Annotated in this window: 16 protein-coding genes and 2 tRNA genes; 10 read left to right on the top strand and 8 right to left on the bottom strand. The window is 59.8% G+C overall.

Going from position 1 to position 21,497, the window contains the following annotated elements; all coding sequences use genetic code 11:
* Window positions 1–155: 155 nt before the first annotated feature.
* The 3 genes from D6B98_RS16335 to D6B98_RS16325 all read left to right on the top strand — a co-directional run bounded on the left by D6B98_RS16335 (window position 156) and on the right by D6B98_RS16325 (window position 6,199).
* Entirely contained in the window at window positions 156–2,480 is a 2,325-nt protein-coding gene (locus D6B98_RS16335; protein ID WP_126257999.1) for an AAA family ATPase, read from the top strand.
* An 89-nt stretch (window positions 2,481–2,569) separates the two neighbouring features.
* Window positions 2,570–4,564, top strand: a complete 1,995-nt coding sequence (locus D6B98_RS16330; RefSeq protein ID WP_126257998.1) for an O-antigen ligase family protein — start codon at window positions 2,570–2,572, stop codon at window positions 4,562–4,564.
* A 168-nt stretch (window positions 4,565–4,732) separates the two neighbouring features.
* Entirely contained in the window at window positions 4,733–6,199 is a 1,467-nt protein-coding gene (locus D6B98_RS16325) for an exopolysaccharide biosynthesis polyprenyl glycosylphosphotransferase (RefSeq protein ID WP_126257997.1), read from the top strand.
* 51 nt (window positions 6,200–6,250) lie between these two features.
* Here D6B98_RS16325 and D6B98_RS16320 read toward each other — a convergent pair whose 3' ends face one another.
* Window positions 6,251–6,619: an H-NS histone family protein gene (locus tag D6B98_RS16320; protein ID WP_126257996.1), complete on the bottom strand. Its 369-nt coding sequence runs from the start codon at window positions 6,617–6,619 to the stop codon at window positions 6,251–6,253.
* A gap of 720 nt (window positions 6,620–7,339) precedes the next feature.
* Here D6B98_RS16320 and D6B98_RS16315 point away from each other — a divergent pair.
* Window positions 7,340–7,723, top strand: coding sequence for an H-NS histone family protein (locus D6B98_RS16315; protein WP_126257995.1), 384 nt, complete (start codon window positions 7,340–7,342; stop codon window positions 7,721–7,723).
* Window positions 7,724–7,852: 129 nt separating this feature from the next.
* On the opposite strand, the gene D6B98_RS16310 is transcribed toward D6B98_RS16315, so the two are convergent.
* A complete protein-coding gene (locus D6B98_RS16310; protein ID WP_126257994.1) occupies window positions 7,853–8,926 on the bottom strand; it encodes a nucleotidyltransferase family protein in 1,074 nt (357 codons plus the stop codon).
* Complete coding sequence (locus D6B98_RS16305) at window positions 8,913–10,031, bottom strand: serine/threonine protein kinase (RefSeq protein ID WP_126257993.1); 1,119 nt, start codon at window positions 10,029–10,031, stop codon at window positions 8,913–8,915. The genes D6B98_RS16310 and D6B98_RS16305 overlap by 14 nt, the downstream gene beginning before the upstream one ends.
* Before the next feature lie 1,151 nt (window positions 10,032–11,182).
* Between D6B98_RS16305 and D6B98_RS16295 the strand changes: the two genes are divergently transcribed.
* From D6B98_RS16295 to D6B98_RS39940, 3 genes are all read left to right on the top strand, one after another.
* Window positions 11,183–11,398, top strand: a complete 216-nt coding sequence (locus tag D6B98_RS16295) for a hypothetical protein (protein ID WP_126257992.1) — start codon at window positions 11,183–11,185, stop codon at window positions 11,396–11,398.
* A 637-nt stretch (window positions 11,399–12,035) separates the two neighbouring features.
* Window positions 12,036–12,341: a hypothetical protein gene (locus tag D6B98_RS16290; protein ID WP_126257991.1), complete on the top strand. Its 306-nt coding sequence runs from the start codon at window positions 12,036–12,038 to the stop codon at window positions 12,339–12,341.
* 342 nt (window positions 12,342–12,683) lie between these two features.
* Window positions 12,684–13,226: a hypothetical protein gene (locus tag D6B98_RS39940; RefSeq protein ID WP_164718662.1), complete on the top strand. Its 543-nt coding sequence runs from the start codon at window positions 12,684–12,686 to the stop codon at window positions 13,224–13,226.
* 841 nt (window positions 13,227–14,067) lie between these two features.
* Here the strand turns inward: D6B98_RS39940 and mdoH are convergent.
* The 3 genes from mdoH to D6B98_RS16265 all read right to left on the bottom strand — a co-directional run bounded on the left by mdoH (window position 14,068) and on the right by D6B98_RS16265 (window position 18,141).
* Window positions 14,068–16,194 carry a glucans biosynthesis glucosyltransferase MdoH gene (gene mdoH / locus D6B98_RS16275; RefSeq protein WP_126257989.1) on the bottom strand — a complete coding sequence of 709 codons (2,127 nt, stop codon included), beginning with the start codon at window positions 16,192–16,194 and terminating at the stop codon, window positions 14,068–14,070.
* Window positions 16,182–17,693, bottom strand: coding sequence for a glucan biosynthesis protein G (locus D6B98_RS16270; RefSeq protein ID WP_126257988.1), 1,512 nt, complete (start codon window positions 17,691–17,693; stop codon window positions 16,182–16,184). The genes mdoH and D6B98_RS16270 overlap by 13 nt, the downstream gene beginning before the upstream one ends.
* 362 nt (window positions 17,694–18,055) lie before the next feature.
* Window positions 18,056–18,141 (bottom strand) — tRNA-Tyr (locus D6B98_RS16265).
* A gap of 207 nt (window positions 18,142–18,348) precedes the next feature.
* On the opposite strand from D6B98_RS16265, the gene rlmB reads away from it, so the two are divergent.
* Entirely contained in the window at window positions 18,349–19,179 is an 831-nt protein-coding gene (gene rlmB / locus D6B98_RS16260) for a 23S rRNA (guanosine(2251)-2'-O)-methyltransferase RlmB (RefSeq protein WP_164718661.1), read from the top strand.
* Between the two features lie 226 nt (window positions 19,180–19,405).
* On the opposite strand, the gene D6B98_RS16255 is transcribed toward rlmB, so the two are convergent.
* Window positions 19,406–19,909 carry a hypothetical protein gene (locus tag D6B98_RS16255; protein ID WP_126257986.1) on the bottom strand — a complete coding sequence of 168 codons (504 nt, stop codon included), beginning with the start codon at window positions 19,907–19,909 and terminating at the stop codon, window positions 19,406–19,408.
* A gap of 44 nt (window positions 19,910–19,953) precedes the next feature.
* Complete coding sequence (locus D6B98_RS16250) at window positions 19,954–20,436, bottom strand: hypothetical protein (RefSeq protein ID WP_126257985.1); 483 nt, start codon at window positions 20,434–20,436, stop codon at window positions 19,954–19,956.
* A 279-nt stretch (window positions 20,437–20,715) separates the two neighbouring features.
* Here D6B98_RS16250 and D6B98_RS16245 point away from each other — a divergent pair, with 279 nt between their 5' ends.
* Both D6B98_RS16245 and D6B98_RS16240 read left to right on the top strand, forming a co-directional pair.
* Window positions 20,716–21,189: a hypothetical protein gene (locus D6B98_RS16245; RefSeq protein WP_126257984.1), complete on the top strand. Its 474-nt coding sequence runs from the start codon at window positions 20,716–20,718 to the stop codon at window positions 21,187–21,189.
* Window positions 21,190–21,356: 167 nt separating this feature from the next.
* A tRNA-Thr gene (locus D6B98_RS16240) sits at window positions 21,357–21,431 on the top strand.
* Window positions 21,432–21,497: the final 66 nt, after the last annotated feature.

Genomic DNA, 21,497 nt, shown 5'->3' with positions numbered 1-21,497 from the left:
GTCACCTTTCCGCGGCGGTCACAAATTAATATCAGAATAATATTTAATTTGGCAATGATATTTTTTTGAGATACCATTCAATTTAATAGATCAAATACCAAACGCCCTCATGCGGGCGACCAATCCGACGCGCTCCCGAGCCTGACAGGTACCCCATGCTTCAGAGTAATCTTCTACAGACCGACAGAACGCGCTTGCCTCTGGGCGGCCAGGCCCAGTCGAACGACATCAACGGCGGGGGAATCGGCGATCTTGTCAAGTTCGCGGTCATCTTCGTAAGGCGTCGATATCTTATGATCATCGTGACCGCGGCTCTCGTATTCGCTGCCGCGCTGCTCTACCTGCGGTTTTCTCCTCCCACCTACACGGCCCAGGTACAAATCCTGCTGTCGAATCCTCGCGCTCAATTCGTTCAACAACAGTCGCTTCTTCCGGAGCCCGTCGTCGACGCGGCCCAAATCGAAACGCAACTGCAGATGATAAGGTCGCGAGGAATTGCGGCGGCAGTCATAACGCAGCTAAATCTCGCCAAGGATCCAGATCTTTCAGGCTCGCGGTGGTCCTTCAGTTCGCTACTGCATCGCATTCGAAACCGGAACCAGCAGCCGGAGCCCGTTGCGGAGGCTGATACGCCCCGGGAAAGCGCGATTGCCGCGTTATTGGACAGGCTCGTCGCGTACAGGGTCGGATATAGCAAGATCATCGAGGTAAGCTACAGTTCGAGCAACGCGGAACGCGCGGCAGAGATCGCGAATGCCGTGGCTAACGCGTACCTTAACGACCAGATGAATTCGAAGTTCGAGGCCACGCGAACGGCAGCCAGTTGGTTGCAAGAACGTCTCCAGGATCTCAATGAGCAAGCGCTAACGGCCGAACGCGCCGTGAGCGCATACAAGTCCCAGAACAACATCGTCTCGACAGGCGGAAAATTGATTGACGAACAGCCTGTCAACGATCTCAGCGCGCGATTGGTAACCGCCCGAACCCTTACCTCCGATGCACAGGTCAAGTTCAATCGCTACGACGCGGTCCTGCGCGCCAATGCAGCTGGCTCCTCCACCATCAGCGCTCCTGACGCGGCGAGCGCCGATGTCCTCCAGAGTCCGATTATCACTACGCTTCGCCAGCAATATCTCGAGTTGTCACGTCGCGAAGGCGATTGGTCAACCCGGTTCGGGCGCGACCATTTGGCGGTTGTCAACCTGCGGGGTCGGATACGTGACATTCGCACGTCTATCCTCGAAGAGGTCAAGAGGCTCGCCGAAACCAGCAGAAATGAACTGGAAGCTGCTCAGCAGCGGCAGCAGGAACTGGAGAAGCAGCTTGCCCGAGCCGTCTCGCAATCGCGCCTGACGAACTCCGCAGAGCTAACCATACGGGAGTTGGAGAGCCGAGCGAGAAGTCTGCGCGCCATGCATGAGGCGTTTCTGCAACACTCCATGGGGACGACTCAGCAGGAGACATTTCCGATTTCGGAAACACGGGTGATCTATCCCGCCGCCCCGCCAGAGCGCAAGAGCAAGCCGAAGGCAAACTTGGTGCTGAGCTTCGGCCTGGTCGCTGGACTCGCACTCGGGATCGGCTTGGCTCTTCTGAGAGATCTCATGGATAGAGTTTTTCGCACGTCTTCACAGGTGGAGGCCGCACTGGAGCTACCCTGCTTGTCGCTGATCCCTCTGCTGTCGCCCCCGAAGGCGCAGAAGTCGACCGTCCGATCCCAGCAAGCGGATGAAGATCTGCGATCACGCACGATGTCAACCGTGCCAGCGCTTCACCGAACCGTCATCGGAATGCCCCTCTCCCGCTTCACGGAAGCCATCCGTTCGATCAAGCTTGCTATTGACCACACCCCCGCGAGGGCCTCCAACCAGGTGATCGGAATCACCTCGGCTCTGCCAAATGAGGGCAAGACGACGATTGCAGCCTCTCTGGCTCACCTCATCGGACATAGCGGAAAGCGGGCTATCGTAGTCGATTGCGACCTCAGAAACCCTTCGCTTTCTGCGGCTATGGCTCCGAAAGCTGCATTTGGATTGATTGAGGTGGCAAACGGAAAGCACTCGCTCGAAGAAGCGCTGTGGCACGATCCCAGAACCAATCTCGCATTCTTGCCAGCTGTCCGGCGTGGACACCTGCTTCACACGAGCGAGATCCTTTCCGCCGAGAACATGACCAAACTATTCGATCGCTTGCGGCAGTCCTACGACTACGTCATTGTGGACTTCCCTCCGCTCTCGCCTCTGGTGGATGTGCGCGTCACTGCGCCGTTGATCGACTGCTACGTTCTCGTCGTCGAATGGGGACGGACCAAGATCGATGTAGTTCAGCATGCCCTGCATACTGCGCCGACCATCTCCGATTCCTTGATCGGCGTCGTCCTCAACAAGACTGATATAAGGGCAATGGCACGGTACGACGCCCATCGAAGTGATTACTACGATGACAGCCACTACCTAAGATATGGCTTGTCGGATTCTTAGGGTGACTTTGACATACGTCGCACCTAACGATGGAGTCAGCACCTTCTGCGATATGCTCTCCGTTTTGGGCGAGTCAGAGATGGTGTAAAATGTTCCAGTCTTCAGTGCTCGCTACGCTGGCGGCCGTTGCTGCGGATTTTGCTGTGGTCCCGAATCTGCTGAGTCTAGCGGCGCTATCGGGCGTTCTTGCGGCCGCTATACTGGCCGCCGGCCTTTTCGCCACGTCGTCAACCCTCGCTTCCTTCGCGAAGCTTCTGCGGCCCCTCGTCATTCTGGCTCTCGCCGCGCCCGTGCTCTGGATTGCCTTGCAGGTGGTTCCGATCCCGCTCCGTGGCCTTGGAAATCATATCTGGGCGACTGCATCGGCAGCCCTAGACCAACCTCTCGCAGAGAGGTTCTCGGTTGATGTCCGCGAGACGATACTGGCGCTTTCGCATTACAACGCTGTCCTCGCTGCGGGCCTCGTCACCGCAGTCGTTACTCTGGACAAAAATAGGGCGGCGCAGGTCCTCTATACCCTCGTATCGATCACCGCGGCCATCTGCATCTTTTCGGTATGGAGAAGTAGCAATCAGAGTGGTTCCTGGCCCGCCGAACAAGTCTGGACATCGACTGCGGCGGCACTTGGTGCCCTTCTCTCCACTGCAATGGCTGTCCGTGCGGTCGATCAATTCCGGCGGCCTAGAAGGTCCCCCCGCTCGCCGGCAGGACCGCTCGTCATTTTGACCTGCGCCATTCTATCATTGATCGTCTCCGTTGCGGCGGCCGTGCTTTGTGGCGGCTGGATCGCGCTGATTGCCGTCCTGCTCGGAATGACGACGATCCTCACAGTGGTCGCTATTCGCAAATGGTTCTTTGGCCTGTGGGGCAGAGCTGGCGTTCTCGCGACCGCCGCCATGTTGTTCGTCGCCAGCTTCACCTTCATTCCAATTAATCGGAATTCTGACCTGACGACTGCCCTGTCGACGCAGACTCGGGCAGCAACTGAGCGGATGCTACAGGACACTCACCCGATCGGGAGCGGTGCAGGTACGTTTGCTGCGCTTCTGCCGATTTATGCGGACGTTGGCATGCTCGCAATGCGCGAACGTCCGACCGCCGCCGCAGCGGTCGCGGTCGAAATGGGACGTACGTTCCTTTGTGGCCTGTTGATTGTTACCGTCATGAGCGCCTGCATGTTGTTCGGGCGCGCCTTGTCTCGCAATCACTCCTACTTATACCCAGCCGTCGGCGCCGGCGCTTCCGTATCGTTGACAATACTGGCCTTTGCCGAAAACAGCCTTCTCGATCTATGGGCATCACTGTTGGTGGCGGCGGTCTTCGGCCTGGCTTTTGCTCAAAGCCTGTCGGGGAAGGCTCGCGACGTGGAGACCATCGAGTTGCGGCCGCCTACGGAGGCCAGCGCCCAAACCACGGCCGCGCGACGGATTCCCTGGCCTGTCTTCGCTTCCCGATGGCCTCCGACCCGCGTTGCTCTGACTATGATCGGATTGCTGTTGGCTGCGCAAACGGGTTGGATCGTCTCCCAAAGGTGGCCTTTCAGTGATCGACTCTCAGTTACATCGGTTGCCGGCTCGAATGAAGCCTTGGCCTCAACGCACCAATCCACGCGCGAGCATGCCTCGACTGCCTCAGGATTCACTGCAATTCTGCCCCTCAAGTCCGACAAGGCAGCCGCGATCAGCCGGTCCACGAACTTGAACGCTCTTTCTGCGGTGCTGCAATATTCACCCCTTCGGGGCGACGTTTGGCTCATGCTTGCGGCGCTTTCAAAGCAGCACGCGGCGCCTTATGACACGACAAGCTTGCTTAAGATGTCCTACTATACTGCACCAAACGCGGTGGAACTCATTCCACTACGGCTTTCTGTCGCTCTCGGCACTGATGCTGCGATCAAGGAGCCTGAGCTTCGAGATCTTATCCGGCGCGACCTTAAAGTTGCTATTACTGGCCGGCCCCCGCTCCAGCCAGCCATCGCCGCCGCATACCAGTCGGCGTCAGCAGACGGCAGGGCGTTTGCCGACAGCTCGATTTTGGAGCTCGATCCAGGTTACGTTCAGAAGTTACGCTCGCGAAGCCCATAGCCGTTTTTCGGCAACGTGCCTCCGGACGATCGCGCCCAGGTCGTTCCCAATTGATATCGTGCCAGCATGAATAGCTCCGATTAATTTTATTGAATCCATCGATTCAATTGCTATTATATTTAAAATGGTAGTATATTAAATCATCCTTCCGTTTCTTGTTGGTTAGCCATGAATTTTATGAACCGGCATATCGCAGACGATGGGAGCGCTCTAACTGTCGTCGACTCCCCATCGCCCATTGCTGATGAAGGGAAATGGCCCGTCCGGTACGACTCGGTCGAGTTTGTAGTGATCTGCGCCGATATCGCGACCATTCTATTCGCCGGTTTCCTTTCCGCGCTACTTTCACCCGGCGGCCCGCCACAAGCCGGTCTAATCCAAACATTCGGCTACGCGGCGGCAGCAGCAGTGTGTTTGGTCTACATTCTGAAAGGCAGGGGACTGTATCGGCCAACCGAACTCCTGGTACTTCGAAGCCAGGTTCGCGGCATCTGCCTCACGTGGATTTTGTTGCATGTCCTGGCCGCCACTGTGGAGATGCTCGATGACAATCCGAGCTTCTTCCGAGGCGCCGGCCTCCTGTTTGCGGTACTCGGCCTGGCATCATTGATCGTGCAACGGTGCGTTGCCAGGGAACTGCTGATAAAATGCTTCAGTGGCAGGAGGTTCGCGCGGACGAGTCTCGTCCTCATCACCGATCAGCCGCCGTCGAGTCATGCAGGTCTGTCGGAGGCCCTTGCGGTCCTCGGCTATTGCGTCAAAGGCCGCTTTGATTTGCCTGCGATGGGCTCGGACCCTGGTTCCAGAAAACAGCTCAGCTCCCGCGTGATCGAACATATTCGTAATTCCGAAGTCGATAAGATCGTGCTGGAGGCCAATCCTGCACGATGGGCCGACCTTCGTGCCTTTATCTCAGATCTGAGAGTGCTGCCATTCCCCATCATGTTCGTCCCGGTTGGCGCTGCATCGGAATTGCTTCGACATCCGGCAAGGAGCCTGGGAAGTGCCGCTTGCCTAGAGATCCAGCCCGGCCCCCTCACCGCAATCGAGCGCGCGAGCAAACGAACAATTGATATTATCGGTGCGGGACTTGCTTTGACAGTCCTTGCACCGTTTCTCGCGATAGCCGCCGTCGCGATCCGACTGGATTCTCCCGGCCCGATCCTCTTCAAGCAACGACGATGCGGCTTCAATGGCCGAGTATTTTCAATCCGCAAGTTTCGAACGATGCATGTGCTTGAGGACGGCAGCGTAATCGCTCAGGCCACCCCACTGGACCAACGCGTCACCCGGGTGGGCAAATGGCTGCGTCGGACGAGTTTTGACGAACTGCCACAGCTGCTAAATGTTCTTGAGGGCAGTATGTCGCTGGTGGGCCCGCGTCCCCATGCCTTGGCCCACGACGGACAGTTCGACAAGCTCGTCCGGAAGTACGCCTTCCGACGCCGAGTGAGACCAGGATTGACAGGATGGGCTCAAATCCATGGCTGCCGTGGACCAACGCCTACAGCGACCATGGTAGAGAGACGTGTTGAGTACGATCTCTGGTATATCGACAATTGGAGCCTTCGGCTGGATCTCGCAATCCTGTTGCGAACTCCATTGGAAGTGTTGCGGGGGCGCAATGCTTACTAGGACCCGATCGCCATACACCAAGTTGCGCCAGCCCGCTGGCGCAACCAGCTCTCACGCCCGCTGCCGAAGCTTCGGAGCCGCCTCCCCGATGCGGAAATCCTCGATCCGACGGCCGGATTTCATGGCAGCGACCAACCAACGCGGCCGCTTGCCTCGTCCCGACCAGGTTTCGGAAGTCTGCGGGTTACGATATTTCGGCAGTACGCGCGGATATTTCCGCCTTTGCTTGCCGGTCGGAGAGACGCCCGGCCCGGTTGCCTCGGCCAACATAGCCATCCCGCCGCCGAGAACCGCCAAACGCTTCTCCAGCTCCTGCTTTTCCGCCTTGATCCGATCCGACAAAATGCCGCTAATTTCCTCATGAAGCGACCATAGATCGTCGATGGACATCGCTTCTAGTTCGAGCTTCTTGGTAGACATGCTAGCATCCTGTAGTTGCGCCCATTTAATATCGCCCCTGCCCGATAATCAAGCCCCCAGCGTCGGGTTTTACGCAGAAATATGTGGAACCGGCAGAAAGTTCGCCCTCCACATAGCTGCGCCGCCGGTTCCAATCAAGACCAAAAAATACATTATCCGCCCAATTAATAACAGCACAGGCTAAGAACACGCGCTTTACGTGCACCGGCGCCTTCCCTCAAGCGAAAATTGGCTGTTAACCGGGGCGCGCGATCGATCTGCCACGCCGCGCCCTCGACGAATATGACCGGTGCGCCAGGCCGGCCTTTGCTGGCAATCCGCCTGAGCTCCGACCATCGGCACGCTGCAACCGCGCGCTTATGACCGCGATGTCTCTCAGAGCAAGCCTTCGCAGCTGGATCTGTAACTGCAAAGCCCGGATGTCGGTCGATGCAGCCGAGGGAGCGATAAACCGACTCACCGCCGCTCGAATACGCCCCAGTGGGCAGCCGATAATATCCAATGTTTCTCTTGGAGCTTCCAGCAAGATTCCCTCACCCATCAAATAAACAGATAAAAATAATCCTCGCTATATATATTAAATAATATATTATTTATTTATTGTCGCGTCAATTTGAAAGACCAGCCCTTGCCTTGCCAATGTTGTTCGCCATTCGAAACGCGATATTCGGCGTGAGACGACAGGCAGGGGAGCGACGGTCGAACGGTGCCGAGAATGTTATGCGCAGGCAGGATCTCGAAGCCATGGATTTCGAAGAACTATGGCTCCTCCACGAGGAGCTAACAAAGATTCTCGCTGAAAAGATCACAGCCGAAAAGCGGGAGTTGGAGAAGCGCTTGGCGCAACTCAATCAACCGGATCAATTCGGCGGGGCGGAGGGCGGGGCGACAGCCACGGGCCCGGGCCAGCCCCCTCGCCGCAAATACCCAAAGGTCGTACCGAAATACTTCAACCCCCTCAAACCGACAGAGACTTGGTCTGGGCGTGGTAAACAGCCGCGATGGCTGGTCGCCGCGCTCCACTCGGGGCACACGCTGGACGAGTTCAGGATTCACGAGAACGGCGAAGCCTCCCACCGGGATGCTGGCGGTCACGAGCATTGATAGCTCTGCCACGGCAAATGCCGGCATGCGCGATATCGTCGGCCCACGGATCTGGAAGCCCGCTAACTTGCTCCGAACGCTGTAATTGAAGCGCCAGCCGAGGGCATCTGCCGCAAACGACGAAGTGGTTTAGGCCTTCCCTGCGCGCACCGCGACGGCCGCCTCCAGCAGAAACTGCAGGGTTCCCATCCTCGGCAAGGACCACAACCCGCGCCGGCGCGCGGGTGGGATGGCGCCGTTCGCCACCTTTCGGTAGTTTCCGAGATCCAGCACCATCATCGCGAGGAAGGGCACACGAGTGGCTGGAAAGCGTGCCTGCAGCAACTGCCGCACGAACTGCAGACGGGGAATCAGACGAGAGCGCAACTCTCGCGGAATGTCGACGCCAAGCAACTCGGCAAGAGCGAGCAGCTGGGTCTCAACCGCATTCTTCATCAATTCGCCCGGGACAAGAGAGGTAAGCTCCCTCCAATCGAGGCCATCGACAGAATTGTTTAGATCGCGCAATTCAACAAGGTGCCGCAGGTCGAGATCGCCGAGCCAATAACCATAGTCTTGAAACTGATCATGGATGATCAACATGAGGGCGCCGTAGATAGGCGTGGGGATGTAAACGCGTCCCCGCCCCAGCGGCGCAGGGACACAATGGTCCAGCGCCTGCCCGAAGCTCTGATAGAGGTACGCGGGACCTGGAGCTGCCGTTTGCAGGTCGATGGCCCCGACATCCTGCGAGCGAATCAAATCGACATGCCACCGCTGGCTTTCGGGCGGGGCCTGGGCATGAATATCGTAACCAATTGCACATAGAGCGGCGACCGCCGTCCTGGCCTCATCTGGCATGATCATGATATCCAGATCGGACATCAATCGAACGCCTCGTCGCGCCTCGTGCGCGGTCGCCAGCGTTGATGCCCCCTTGAGCAGGATTGGCGTAATGCCGTAGCCATTCAGCGCAACGACGGCTTCTTCGAGTTGAAGGAGGAGCCGATTGTTGCGCAGCACGTTTCGGCCGTGGATCTGCCGAATGTATTGGCTGACGTCCTCCGGAAGGATCGATGCAAACTTATCGACAAAATCGATGAGCGCCGGCGTCGTCAGAGTCTGATTTGCAAGCCCTATGACCGAAGTCCACTCGATATCAACAGGCGGCAGGCCTTGCAGGCAATTGCAGAGGCTCGTTAGCGCCGCGCTATGCCTTGCCATTGCATAGATCCATAAGCACGCGCCGAGCCTCCACGGCTTCGCAGTAGGTCAATTGAAGGGATCGCGCGCCCGTGACTATCCGCTTCAGAGCGACGAAGCCGGCCTGCGAAAGTCTTCCGTCAGCAGCAAATGCGTTCCCAATGAGCCGCCTCATCGAATCCAGCTGGTCTATCGCGGTCAATTCGGCCGGACCGCTCTCGACCCGGTTCAAGAAGATGAGCCAACTCGCGGAAACGCTTTGGTTGTGCGCATCCGGAATCGGCACGTAGCGCACCGAAATGCCGTCCGCGCGGCAATGCGTCGTGTCGTACCGGTCACCATGTAGTCGCGAGAGCAGGTCCCACGACCCCTCCTTCAAGGTGAGAGCAAACGGAATGCCGCAGATCGTTCCGTCAGCCCCAACCAGCGCAACGTCATCCCCGGCATACCGAAGTCCGGCGTCCACCAGCTGCAGTGTGAGGGTCGACTTTCCAGCTCCTGGTTGGCCACACAACAACAGGCCTTCACCGTTTTTCACGAGGGAAGCGGCATGAAGAGAGAAGGTCCAGCGATTGCTTCGAATAAGCCGCTCGGTGATGTGAGCTTTGACCGTGGGTGCCAGTGCTTCGACTTCACATCTGGAGATGCTGGAATTCTCTCCGCGCAACAGCACCTGCTCATCCAGCATCATCGCCTCGATCGCTATGTCGTCGTCGCCGCGGGCGCTCTGGTCGGAAACGCAAAACAGCGAATGCAGCCGTCTTAAGAGGTCCCGACTTGCAGCCCGGACTCCTATTCTGAGCGGGCCCAGAACCGCTGAGAAGGCAAAATCGGCCGGCATTCGCCCGTCGACCTCGAGCAACGCCCGATCGATCCAGACATCTACAAGCTGTCGCGTGAACTGGCGTGCCGTGTGCTCGTCGATGCCTAGCGCCCCAAGATCCTGATAGGCGTCTTCCAACGAGGCACCTTGCGCCAGCTTACACCAGATGAATGCTCCTACTCGGTCCAGCTCAAAGATCTTCTGCCCTGCTTCGCTGAAGAGCGTTGATCGACCGTTCAGCAGCGCGAACACTGCATCCGAAGCCGGTCTCAACACCATCTCTGCCGACGATCTTTCCAGCATGGCTCCAACCAACGTGAAGAAATCCGCCTCGCCAGTACCGATGCGGCGACGCCAGCGTCTGGGGCGCTGGCGTCGCGGCGCTCGGCACCGAACGAAGTACCATCTGACCCGTCGCGGCGCGCAATTCCCATCTGCCGGGCACAACTCGCCCAATCGGTCTCGTTTCGAAACAACAATTCCGGTCAGTCATGCCGCAGCTGACCGGCCCTCGTCTCTCCCTGCGGAGAAATGTTCAACACCTGCTCTCAACGAAAGCTCGCTCGCGCTCAACCGATGAGCATCCAAGAGGTACCGATAGGCCTCACGATCGGCACCGCGTTCTCGCAGAATGCGCTCCTTCTCCCTGATACTTGCCAATTCCGCGCGCATCTGGGCCAACTGCGGGGCATCGGGGGCGAGGTCGTACTCGCCAAGAGTTAAATTCCACATTGTCTCCTCCAGCCGAACGAACCTGGGACGAGCTCAGCTTACGTGAACGGCAGCCATTAACAACGAGATTTACGCACTTTACCATATAATCAAAATTTATTTCATAGTTTAACCGCGCACCGACCCTCGCTTCCAAAAGGCCCGATCGGCGCGCACCGGACCGATGGCCAAGAATCGGAGATACCGAATTTGCTAGAATAGGCCGACGTTTTCGATCGACGACATCGCTCCCGCGCCCCCGCAAAAAATAAATCGGGCGAGAGTCGCAAACCGGACCGACAGCGCAGATTTGATTTGCACATTAAACGCAAACAGAGAAAAATTAACCAACCGCGTGTGAGGGGAGTGCGACCTGTGATCCAGTGGGCTGATCTTTCCGTCAAGAGGAAGATAATGGTTTCGTTGCGAGCGGAATATTCGGCTCGAGTCGCGGGGATCTCGAGTCGCCCGGATTTGGATATGATAATTGTGAGGGACCTCCCAGAAGCTTTCGGTTGAGGTCGAAGCACCATTCAGGCTTGCCGAGCCCCAAGTCGGCAATATCCCAGGAATTCGCCAAGCAGGAGATCCGGTCGGCTGGAGAAGCGTCGTCACGAGCAAGCTGCCCATTGCTCGCACAACGACCCCAGGTGCGATGCCCCCCAAGTCACCCGCACCGACGAGAGCGCACTCCAGCCGACCGGCCCTTTCTTGTTTCAGCAATATGTTTGAGGGAGGCACACATGGGTATGATCATGGTCAACTGTCCGCAAACGGGTCGCGCCATTCCTACCGGCATCAAGTCCGATCGCGAGACTTTCCTTCGGAGCATCGTCTTTTTCGGCAATACTCGTTGTCCAATCTGTGAGGCCAATCACAACTGGTTCGCCCGCGAGGCCTGGGTCGACGAGCCAATCGTTCGGACGTCGGATGTCCTTGGTGCTATTCCCTCGTGCTGATGCAAATGCCGGGGCCGTTTCAGAGAGTGCGTTCATTCCCATGTTCTCCAGGCATTTCGGTCGCAACGCATCAGAACATCGAAAACATTTCCGGGTGTCGTCGTAGAGCGAACGGACGCTCGAGACTCCATCGCTTAGACGGTCTTGGCAGATCATCCCACAGTCAAGCTTCCCGTCACGGAATTCGGCAGAGGGTGTTTTAGTGAGTGGTAAGGTCTGCAGCCTGGTTGTTCTGAATGACACAAGGACCGAACTCGTTAGCCTGCTGGCTCAATTGAAGCGACTCCGCGAGAGAGTACGAAGGGCGGAAGCGCGGTGCTCGGAAGAACGGCGGTCAGCGTCGTCGCCGCGCGCGCGAGGGTCCCGAGCAGCGAGGGATCGGGCGCGCGGGCTTCCCAAGTCAATGCATTTATGGTCATTATGCTGGCTGGATTAAAACCAGCACCGATGTGTTCGGGAGAGGCTTTTTTATAAGATAGGTAATGAGCACTGACCGTTCAGTTTAATCGCGATCATGAACCATTTTAGTGACGCCATGGGCGAATTGAATTTTTGCTAGATTTTCCCGCACTGAGGCTGCAGATTGCTTTTACTGAGAATCTATTGCTGAGAATCTATTCTTTCGGGGGAACTTCAAATGGGAAGACCTGCTGTTTCCCGTGATGCCTTCCGTGGGCTGCTCGCTTTCTATGCGGCAAAGGCTCATCGCGATCATAAATCTCAGGGCGAACATTGCCTCTTAAGGCTGTTCGGATCTGCAGATGATGTACCCGATACTTTATTGCTGCACTGGTCGGGCAGAACTGAGCTGGTCGGCTCCGAAGCCGTCGGTCGGTTAAAGGATCCGCTCGTTCGTCCAATCACGAGCGGCAACGCTCAATACGACCATGCCAGTGACTTTCTCCACACACTGCTGAGAGACCTCGGGCGAAAAATGCAGTGATAGCAATTCGCCGCGCTATAGTCGCCAGGCGCACGAATTTTCCGCGCTAACCGCTCTCGCCGACCGCCTGCCGATAGCAAAGCTGAGTACTCTCAGTGTCCGCGATTGAGAGCAAACCGGGCGTTGGCTGGCCTGGAGCGCATCAACGCTTTGACCCGCGCTAGGGTTGGTCAATACGAGAGGTTCAAGGCGCACTCCCTCAGCGAGTTCGCTCATTAAGCCGCAACGTCTGGCCGTGAGGATTGACAGAGTGTAGCGGGATTGCTGGCATTTTAGCCTCTTTTCAGCCCAAAAATTGGTTGTTGCTTGGGGCGGGGCAGGATCTCAGCTCGGAGACCTGCAATGTTCAAGCAAGTATTTTCTGCGTGTTTCTTCGTTGTCATCAGCACGATCTGTTCAGAAGCAAGACCTTACCGCATCAGCCACGCGCCCGAGTGCAATGTCATCATGCCATGTGACTTCTCGTCCACGCAGGCGCGCCGCCAACAAGTTTTACATCACTCACTGCAGGCGTATCGCTCAAAGCAACTTGCACTAACCACGTCGAGCAGCGTAGCGGCGGTGAACGCCCGTGCTGACAGCCGGATCGTCGGCGGTCGGCCGGCCGGCTGCCCGTCTTCATTCTGTGGTTGTGGCGCGGCGCTGCGAGTGTTTGGTCGTGTCGTGCCTGAATTAAATCTCGCGGCCAACTGGCTACGCTTCCCGCGTACCTCGCCCGCGCCCGGAATGGTCGCGGCGCGGCGCGGGCATGTCTTCGTTCTAGAACAGCATCTCGAAGGCGATGTTTGGATGGCGTATGACGCCAACTCGGGCGGACGCGCGACGAGAATGCATCCACGATCATTACGTGGCTATACGGTTGTCAATCCTCGTGGTGCGGGTTGAAACAGTTCGCACGACCGTTGGCCTAACGGCCCTCAATCTGGGCGAGGATTGCAATGCCTGCTATTGAAGAAAGCGGCAGTGGCCCCGTTACCCCCGAGCCCAGCTGGTGACCTATTGCGGTCCTGGGCCACTGCCGCGGCTGAGGCCGCAACAACTCTGACAAACTGCTCAATTGCGAGCGCGCCGAACCATAGGTCTCGACGTTCTTGGCGGCAGCCGCCCGCCAGACTGACATGCCGATCGCCACCGCGATCGAAACGAGATTCCCCGCCGCTGCGATGAAAGCAGGCGACATGCAGACCGCCCCCCGCACAACTCCGCCGGCTTGAAGCGGCGGCCCGTCAGCAGCGGCGCTCACGGGTGACCCGCGCTCAAAGGAAGCGCTTCTGGAAATCTGCGGAGGAGTACCAACTACGAGCGGAGTTTCAGGATCGGCAGGCGCCGGCGAAATCCGGTCTGCCCGCTGAAAGTGAGCAAAATTGACCATCCTGCAAGGACGGCATATGCCAACTTTTCCCGATTGCCGCTTGTTCAGCGGAACGGGGATCGCATGCAAAAGCGCCTTCATTCCAAGCTAGTTTGCACCTTAAAAGACCTCTTCCCGCCCATTACCCGGTCGATTCAGATCAAAACGCTATCGGGGGCTCAGCCACAGGAACAAGCCAGGGTATGGCACCTCGATGCACGGCAGATGTCGACTACGGAACTCCATGATTTGAAAGAGCGGGTAATGGAGGCCATTCAAAGAAAGCATCTACATTCTTGAAGGGCCGCGGATATCAGCCTTCGCTTCAAGACCACAGCCCTAGCCTAGGCCAGGTCTCCGAGCCCCTGGGCGTCTTCATCGCTTCTGCAGCATTGTCGACAGCACCGAACGGTCGCTCAAGATCGAAAAAACCTCCCGGGACGAAAGATATGCTGCGGCTTGCTCGAAAGTATCGCTCGCATCGATCTTGGCGCGCCCGACCGCCAGGTGCGCGTCGATCGTGTCGGGCCGAATGGCGCGAGGAGGCGGCAGCTGCGCGAGATGGAAGCTCGAGAGCGCGGCGTCTTCGCGCAACGCCACCAATGCGGGTTTGACCCCTGCATCGGCCAACGCGCTCAATTCGTTCGCTCGATGCAGTACCGGAGGCGGCTTCGCTGCTTCGGGCGTTATGAAAAGTTTGCTGGGAGAGGGACCGGCAGTCAGGGCACCTATGGGAACTGCGAACAGCAGTCCCACAATGACCGGCGACATCCAGAGCAACAGGGGCAGCGAAACGGCGTACGCGCTTGCGGCCATAGCGACACCGCACGCGGTCGGGATGCCGTATTTCCGATAGAGCTCGCGACGCTCCACCGTGCCGTCGTCGCGCCTCTGCGTCTGCCACCCCGCATCGCGGCCGGCGAGGATGTCGAGGACGGCGACCGATTGGAATATCATCATCACGGGCGCCAACAACGCCGAGACGACGATCTCGGCGAAAACGCCGGCCAGGACTCGGAATGCGCCGCCGAATTGCCCTCGAACCGACTGCCGCGTCCAAACGAGAACCAGGCTGAGCAGCTTCGGCACCAGCAGCAGACCCATTGTCGCGACGAACACCCAGATGGCGAGCACGGGATCCTGGGCTGGCCACGCCGGAAACAACGAGAAGCCCTTGGGAAAATACTCTGGGCGCACGAAGCGGGCCTGCAGCGAGATCAGCATTCCCAGCAGCAGGAACAGCAGCCATAGCGGCGCCGTCAGATATGCCCCGATGCCCACTATGAAATGCAGGCGCGACACCCAATGGAGACCTCGCGCAGGGACCACGGCCAGATGCTGAAGATTGCCCTGACACCAGCGTCGGTCGCGCGCGGCGAAATCGAGCAGCGAAGGCGGCACCTCTTCATAGCTTCCGCCGAGCGTCGGCAGCATGTGGATGCCCCATCCGGCCCGCCGCATCAGTGCGGCCTCGACAAAATCATGGCTGAGGATGTGCCCGCCGAACGGCTTCGGTCCCCGAAGCTGCGGCAGCGCGGCCGCTTCGGCAAACGCGCTGACCCGGATGATCGCGTTGTGTCCCCAGTAGTTGCCTTCGGAGCCATGCCACCAGGCGACGCCGGCGGCGATCATCGGTCCGTACAGGCGGCCGGCGAATTGCTGGACGCGGCTGAACAGACTGCGAGCGTTGACGATCATGGGGAGCGTCTGAACAAGCCCGGCCGTCGGATTGGTCTCGATGGCATGCACCAATCGTACGATGGTCTGCCCGCTCATGAGACTGTCTGCGTCGAGCACGATCATGAAGTCGTAGACACCGCCAAACCGCGTGATCCACTCGGAGATGTTGCCGGCTTTCCGGGCCGTGTTGTCGGCGCGGTGACGGTAGTATAGCCGTGGCGTTCCGACGGCCTGTCGCAACGCCAGAAGCGCTTTTTCTTCGGCGACCCAGATGTCCGGATCGGTACTGTCGCTCAGAACGAACCAGTCGAACAGCTCTCCGTGAGAGGTCGCCTCCAGGGATTCGATCATCGCACGGAGCCGGGCTGTCAATCGGTGCGGGTCTTCGTTGTAGGTTGGAAGCAGCATGGCCGTGCGGCTTGCGATAGCGGGCAGTTTCGCGACAGACGCGACGTCGTCCTCGTCTGGACGATGGACCAGCAGCACAAAGAAGCCTGCCACCGCGGACGCGAACGAAAAGGCGACCCAAGCGAGCAGGACCAGGAACAGCGCCAGCACCATGGCTTCGAGAACGGTGACGCCGCCGACCTGCAGCACGCGATACATCTCGTACCCGCCCGTCCCCGTGAGCGCCGCCGTCGAGAAGAGGATGAGGCCGCGCCGCCAAGCCATCGTGGTGGCGACCGGCGCAGGAACGCGGTCCGATACCCGGCTCTTTCCTAAATCGCCGGGAGCCATGGGAAGGGGGGATTCGGGCGGCAAGAGGCGTTGGCTTGCGATGTCACCGGCGATCGGTCGCGGTGCCGTGCTCAAGGTGCCCATCGGTAGACCCAAACTTCCGACAGGGGCTTGTCACCTGCGGCCAGATACGCCCGCAGCTCGATCGGTCCCCCCTTCACTTGGCACTGGAAGCTCAGCCGCCAACCTCCAGTGTAGGGATTGGGCTGCGTGACGATGTTCTTCACCTCGGACTTATCAGCCGTCACCACGCCCTTGACGCCCGCAGGATCTACGCCTTTCAGGTTCTCGCCAGCCATTTCCAGGACGAAGAGGCGGGCGTCTTCGCCCCTGGCCCCAATGCCTGTGCGCGTGAAGCGTGCGAGCGAATGCGCTTTCGGACTATCCGGACCCCAATGCAGCCGATAGGTGTAGTTGTGTTCGCCCTTAGCCTGCAGCGGGTTTTTTGGCCGCCAGAATGCGGCGATGTTGTCGTGGACCTCCTCCTTTGTCGGGATCTCGAACAGCATGACCCCGCCCTCGCCCCAATCCCCGATCGGCTCCATCCAGAGACTTGGGCGTTTTTCGAAGCTGGATTCGATGTCCTGATAGGCGAAGAAGTTTCTCTCCCGCTGCATCAACCCGAACCCGCGCGGATTTAGGTCCTGGAAGGCGCTGATCTGGAGGTCACGGGGATTGCTGAGCGGCCTCCAGAGGCTTTCGCCCTTCCCGTTGAAGATCGCAAGCCCGTCCGAATCGTGGACCGACGGGCGGAAATCATCGATGTCATTCCGGTCGTTCGGACCGTAGAAGAACATGCTGGTCATCGGCGCTAGTCCGGCACGCTGCAATTCCACGCGCGGGTAGACCGACATTTCGACGTCAAAGACGGTCGTTTCCCCGGGGCGCACTGTGAATCGGTAGCTTGCAGCGCAGCTTTTGCTGTCGAGCAGAGCATGGATCACCAACGATGTCGCACCCGGCGCCGGCCGTTCGAGCCAGAAGGCCTTGAAGAGCGGAAACTCCTCGCCCTTGGCTTCGCCGGTATCGATCGAAAGTCCCCGGGCGGAAAGCCCATACGTCTGTCCTTTGGCGACGGCGCGGAAGTAGCTCGCGCCCAGGAAGACGCAGACCTCGTCATAATAATCGGCGCGGTTCATGGGCGCATGTATGCGGAAGCCAGCAAAGCCGAGATCGATGTCCTCGAACGCCGGGACCTTCTCGCCGAATGAGAAGTCTGCCTTGCGGTACTTGAACTCGGTGGCCTTTCCGTCCGCGACCTCGAAGATGGTCACTCTGTTCTTGTAGAAGAAGCCGCGATGGAAGAACTGCGCTTCGAACGGAAGATTCTTTCCGCGCCAAAGCGCGCGCTCGGGTAAAAAGCGGATCGAACGGTATTGATCGTAGTCGATGTCGTTCAACCCGCTCGGCAACTTCTCGTCCGGAGCCTCGTACGGTTTGCCCGCCAGCATACGGGCCAGGTCCCGCACCGTTGATGGCCCGAACGCGCCAGCGGACGGACCGGCGGCGGCGAAACCGCTTCGCCAAGCGAGCAGCAACGTCGGCAGCACCGCCGACCCTCGAACAAGCTGGCGTCGGTTCACGCGCTCTCCTACCCGTTACTGTTACCGCGGCCAAAGCAACGACCGCGGGGCCCGCGAGTTCCACCGCCGGCTATCACCGGCGCGTCGACAAGTGCGCAACGGCTTTGATCGACTCGCGGCTTATTCGCACGGTCCAGAGGTCAAGAAGGCGCGAACGCGAGCTTCTAGGAAGAGACGATGAAGATGGCCGAGGACGTCGGTGATTTCGGAAAGTCGCATAGCAGGCCGCACCGGCTCTCGCCGAGGCCGTCTTCAGCGGCTATCTCAGGGGGCGCAGCGCTGTTGGCAGACTGGACGCATGTCAAAACCTCGCATTGCGGCCGGACTGCGAAGCTAAAGGCGCGTATTCACATACAGTTAGATGGTGGGGGAGGCAGGACTCGAACCTGCGAAGCCATGAGGCGGCTGATTTACAGTCAGCTCCCTTTGCCACTCGGGACACTCCCCCGCTCGACGGCAGCACAATCGGGCCGGACCTTGCCGGCGGACCGAAGACGGCCATGGAACGTGAAGGCCGCGACAGCCCGGATGGGGGTGCGACCGGGCGCGTTTATGGGCGATGCGGTGGGGCAAAGTCAACCGAGGCGAACAGCTAAAATCGCCCTTGCGGGCACTCAAATTGCCATATTCCGGGACCCGTGACACAAGCGAGCCCATGAAGGATCGAAAATTCGCACCAAAGGGTCCCCGCGGCGGGGCTAAACCCTTCAAGAGACCGGGCAAATCGGCCGGCCGGCCAACCTGGCGGGACCGCGATTCGCACCCCGACGGGCCGGTCATCCTCTATGGCTGGCACACCGTCACCATGGCGCTGGCCAATCCCGAGCGGCGGATCCGCAAGCTGACGCTGACCGAGAACGCGGCGAAGCGGCTCGCGGACGACAACATCGCGACCCCAGTCACGCCCGAGATCGTTCGGCCTCAGGAGATCGACCGTCTGCTCTCGCCCGACGCCGTGCACCAGGGCCTGCTCGCCGAAGCCGATCCCCTGCCCTCGCCCGATATCGAGACCCTGAAGCAGGAGGGCATGGTGCTGGTGCTCGACCAGATCACCGACCCCCACAATGTCGGCGCCATCCTGCGCTCGGCCGCCGCGTTCGCGGTCAAGGCGATCGTCACCACCGCGCGCCACAGTCCGGAAGCGACCGGCGTGCTGGCGAAGGCCGCCTCAGGCGCGCTCGAGCTGGTGCCAATGGTCACCGTGCAAAACCTCGCCCGTGCGCTCACCGCGCTGAACGAACGCGGCTTCCAGACCGTCGGGCTCGACAGCGAAGGCAGCGAGGACCTCTCGGACGTCGCGCTGCGCGAGCCGCTCGCGCTCGTGCTAGGGGCCGAAGGAAAAGGTCTGCGGCAATTGACCCGCGAGACCTGCAGCGTCGTGGCGCGGCTCGACATGCCCGGCGAGATCAAGAGCCTCAACGTGTCGAATGCCGCCGTGCTCTCGCTCTATGTCGGGGCAAGCCGGCTGGGGCTGATGAAGCGGTAGGCCGCGAGCCACGGACGCAACTGCGCTCCCTCGCCCCGCTTGCGGGGAGAGGGTTGGGGTGAGGGGGAGTCTCCACAAGGACGGTGGCAGTGGGACTCGCGGAGAGTCCCTCACCCGGATTGCATCGATGCAATCCGACCTCTCCCCGCAAGCGGGGCGAGGTGAAGAAAAGCAAAACGCCCGTCCACATCGCGGACGGGCGTTTCGTCAGTCAACCGATCAGAGATCAGTAATAGCGGCGCAGCACGCGGTGGCCGCCGTAGTACGGCGCCGGCGCGTGGCGGTGGGCGTAGCCGTAGCGCGGAGCGTGGCCGTAACGCGCAGCGTGGCCGTAGTGCACGCGCGGCAGATAGCCATAGCGCGGACCGTAGCCGTAACGGTACGGACGGTAGAGAGGGCGGTGATAGGGAGCCACGGCGGCGCGATAGCCATAACCGTAATTGGCGGGCGCGACGACCGCGTCTTCACGGTAGGTCGGATACGGCGCGAAGGCGCCCGGGCCGGTGTAGGTCGGGCCCTGGTTGACGTAGTAATATTGCGTGGTCGGCTCGGCGAGACGCTCATAGGCGCCATAGCCATAGCCGTACCCATAGCCGCCGCAGCCGGTGTTGCAGCCGGAATAGATCGGCGCAACCGGCTGGCACGGATTGAAGCCGCAGGCCGCGGCCGGCGCGGTGGCGGCGAACATCACGGCAGCCGCCGCGACCAATCCCGAAATCATCTGACGCATTACTCTCTCCTGTTGATTTTCGTTTTGTTGGATTTCGACGTTTCTTAACCCGGCGGCTTGCCGGGGACTTCGACATGCGGCCGCGGTCGCGGTGGCCGCGGACGATTGTTGATCTCGGGCGCGAGGATCACCGGCGGCGGATCGACGGGCACGTCCATCTGCGGCGGCAGCGGCGCCGATTGCGCGCCCCAGCTCTGGTGATAGCTCTCGGCCGGCTTCGGCAATTTGCGGTTTGCGGGCGGCTCGACCTCGAGCCGGCCGTAGCCGGGCCGCAGGCCCAGCGTCGGATAATAGTGGCCGACATTGTCCGGCTGCCGCTCGGCGATGTAGCGTCCGCCATAGATCGTGGGCTGCACCTGCTGGTTCTTGCCCAGGCCCCAAACACCTTCGACCACCGCATAGGACGCGTCGATGTTGTTGATGATGATCGGCACGCCGGGACGGCCGGGAATGACGACGTCGAAGCCGCCGGCAAACGCCGTCGCAGGCAGTCCGATCAGAAAGGCGGCGAGCGCTACAGCGCGCATGAGGAGACCCCGGTTATGCGGCTGCAACCTAGCCGATCACGACGCAGAGAGGGTTAAGGCCCACTCGCCAACTTCTGGTAAGCCTAACGTGTAAGGATCGCGCGCCGCTCAAATGCTGCAAAGCGGGCTAGCGAAGCGTTAACGCAGGCGCGGCCGCACGGAACCGCGCTGCGCGCTCACCTCTGTTTGAGCGTTTGGCGTTCGAAAATTCAAGGTTTCACCGGAACGTCCGGCGCCGTGAGCGTTTAGCTCTCGTCAACAAAATGGGAGCCAACAACCATGACTATCAAACTTCTTGGAGCGACGGCGATTGCGGCGACCATGCTGGCGGGCTCTGCCATGGCGCAGACCGTCGTCAATGAACCCGGCCGCTGCTCGGCGCAATTTTCCAACGCCAAGTGCCAGAATCTCGGCCCCGGAAACCCTTACACCGATCGCGGCTATCGCCAACGCCGCGTGACCTACCGCCAGACCAATGGCGATTGGAATAACGACTGGAACAGGAGCCGCACCGGCTTCTGGCCGACCGACGTCGCAGCCGGCGTAGCCGGCGCCGCGATCGGCACCGCCGGCGCGATCGCGACCGCGCCGTTCCGCGCCTGGGACGATTCCTACGCCTATGACAATCGCTGGAATAACTCCTGGGACAATCGCAGCTGGGACAACCGCACCTACGCCCAGCGTAACGGCTTCGTCTGCACGCCCGGCACCTGGTTCAAGGGACAAGACGGCCGTCGCCACATCTGCCAGTAAGACGATCCAAATCGATGCGAGAGATCAGGCGGCCCCGAGGGCCGCCTGATTCATGCTGGTGCGACGACCTTTCGGGTTCTGGCACTTTCCTATCAAGTCTGGTATTGCGGCGCGCACGGGCAGACAGCCCCGGCACCTGCCGGCCCTGCCCGCGTCTTTCAGGCGTCGCCGGCTTAGCTCAGCGGTAGAGCAGCGGTTTTGTAAACCGAAGGTCGGGGGTTCAATCCCCTCAGCCGGCACCAGCGATTACAATTACTTAGCGGACGCCGTCCCGTTGCAGACATTGGAAGGGCACAACAGGGGCACAG

The organism is Bradyrhizobium sp. LVM 105, assembly GCF_003957705.1.
Taxonomy (GTDB): domain Bacteria; phylum Pseudomonadota; class Alphaproteobacteria; order Rhizobiales; family Xanthobacteraceae; genus Bradyrhizobium; species Bradyrhizobium frederickii.
Note: the sequence above shows the minus strand (reverse complement) of the source record. Positions and strands in the feature narration are given on the sequence as shown.

Excerpts from the sequence above, each read along its gene's own strand:
- D6B98_RS16335 (WP_126257999.1), top strand. The coding sequence starts at position 156 with ATGCTTCAGAGTAATCTTCTACAGACCGACAGAACGCGCTTGCCTCTG.
- D6B98_RS16330 (WP_126257998.1), top strand. The coding sequence starts at position 2,570 with ATGTTCCAGTCTTCAGTGCTCGCTACGCTGGCGGCCGTTGCTGCGGAT.
- D6B98_RS16325 (WP_126257997.1), top strand. The coding sequence starts at position 4,733 with ATGAATTTTATGAACCGGCATATCGCAGACGATGGGAGCGCTCTAACT.
- D6B98_RS16320 (WP_126257996.1), bottom strand. The coding sequence starts at position 6,619 with ATGTCTACCAAGAAGCTCGAACTAGAAGCGATGTCCATCGACGATCTA.
- D6B98_RS16315 (WP_126257995.1), top strand. The coding sequence starts at position 7,340 with ATGCGCAGGCAGGATCTCGAAGCCATGGATTTCGAAGAACTATGGCTC.
- D6B98_RS16310 (WP_126257994.1), bottom strand. The coding sequence starts at position 8,926 with ATGGCAAGGCATAGCGCGGCGCTAACGAGCCTCTGCAATTGCCTGCAA.
- D6B98_RS16305 (WP_126257993.1), bottom strand. The coding sequence starts at position 10,031 with ATGCTGGAAAGATCGTCGGCAGAGATGGTGTTGAGACCGGCTTCGGAT.
- D6B98_RS16295 (WP_126257992.1), top strand. The coding sequence starts at position 11,183 with ATGGGTATGATCATGGTCAACTGTCCGCAAACGGGTCGCGCCATTCCT.
- D6B98_RS16290 (WP_126257991.1), top strand. The coding sequence starts at position 12,036 with ATGGGAAGACCTGCTGTTTCCCGTGATGCCTTCCGTGGGCTGCTCGCT.
- D6B98_RS39940 (WP_164718662.1), top strand. The coding sequence starts at position 12,684 with ATGTTCAAGCAAGTATTTTCTGCGTGTTTCTTCGTTGTCATCAGCACG.
- mdoH (WP_126257989.1), bottom strand. The coding sequence starts at position 16,194 with ATGGGCACCTTGAGCACGGCACCGCGACCGATCGCCGGTGACATCGCA.
- rlmB (WP_164718661.1), top strand. The coding sequence starts at position 18,349 with ATGAAGGATCGAAAATTCGCACCAAAGGGTCCCCGCGGCGGGGCTAAA.
- D6B98_RS16255 (WP_126257986.1), bottom strand. The coding sequence starts at position 19,909 with ATGCGTCAGATGATTTCGGGATTGGTCGCGGCGGCTGCCGTGATGTTC.
- D6B98_RS16250 (WP_126257985.1), bottom strand. The coding sequence starts at position 20,436 with ATGCGCGCTGTAGCGCTCGCCGCCTTTCTGATCGGACTGCCTGCGACG.
- D6B98_RS16245 (WP_126257984.1), top strand. The coding sequence starts at position 20,716 with ATGACTATCAAACTTCTTGGAGCGACGGCGATTGCGGCGACCATGCTG.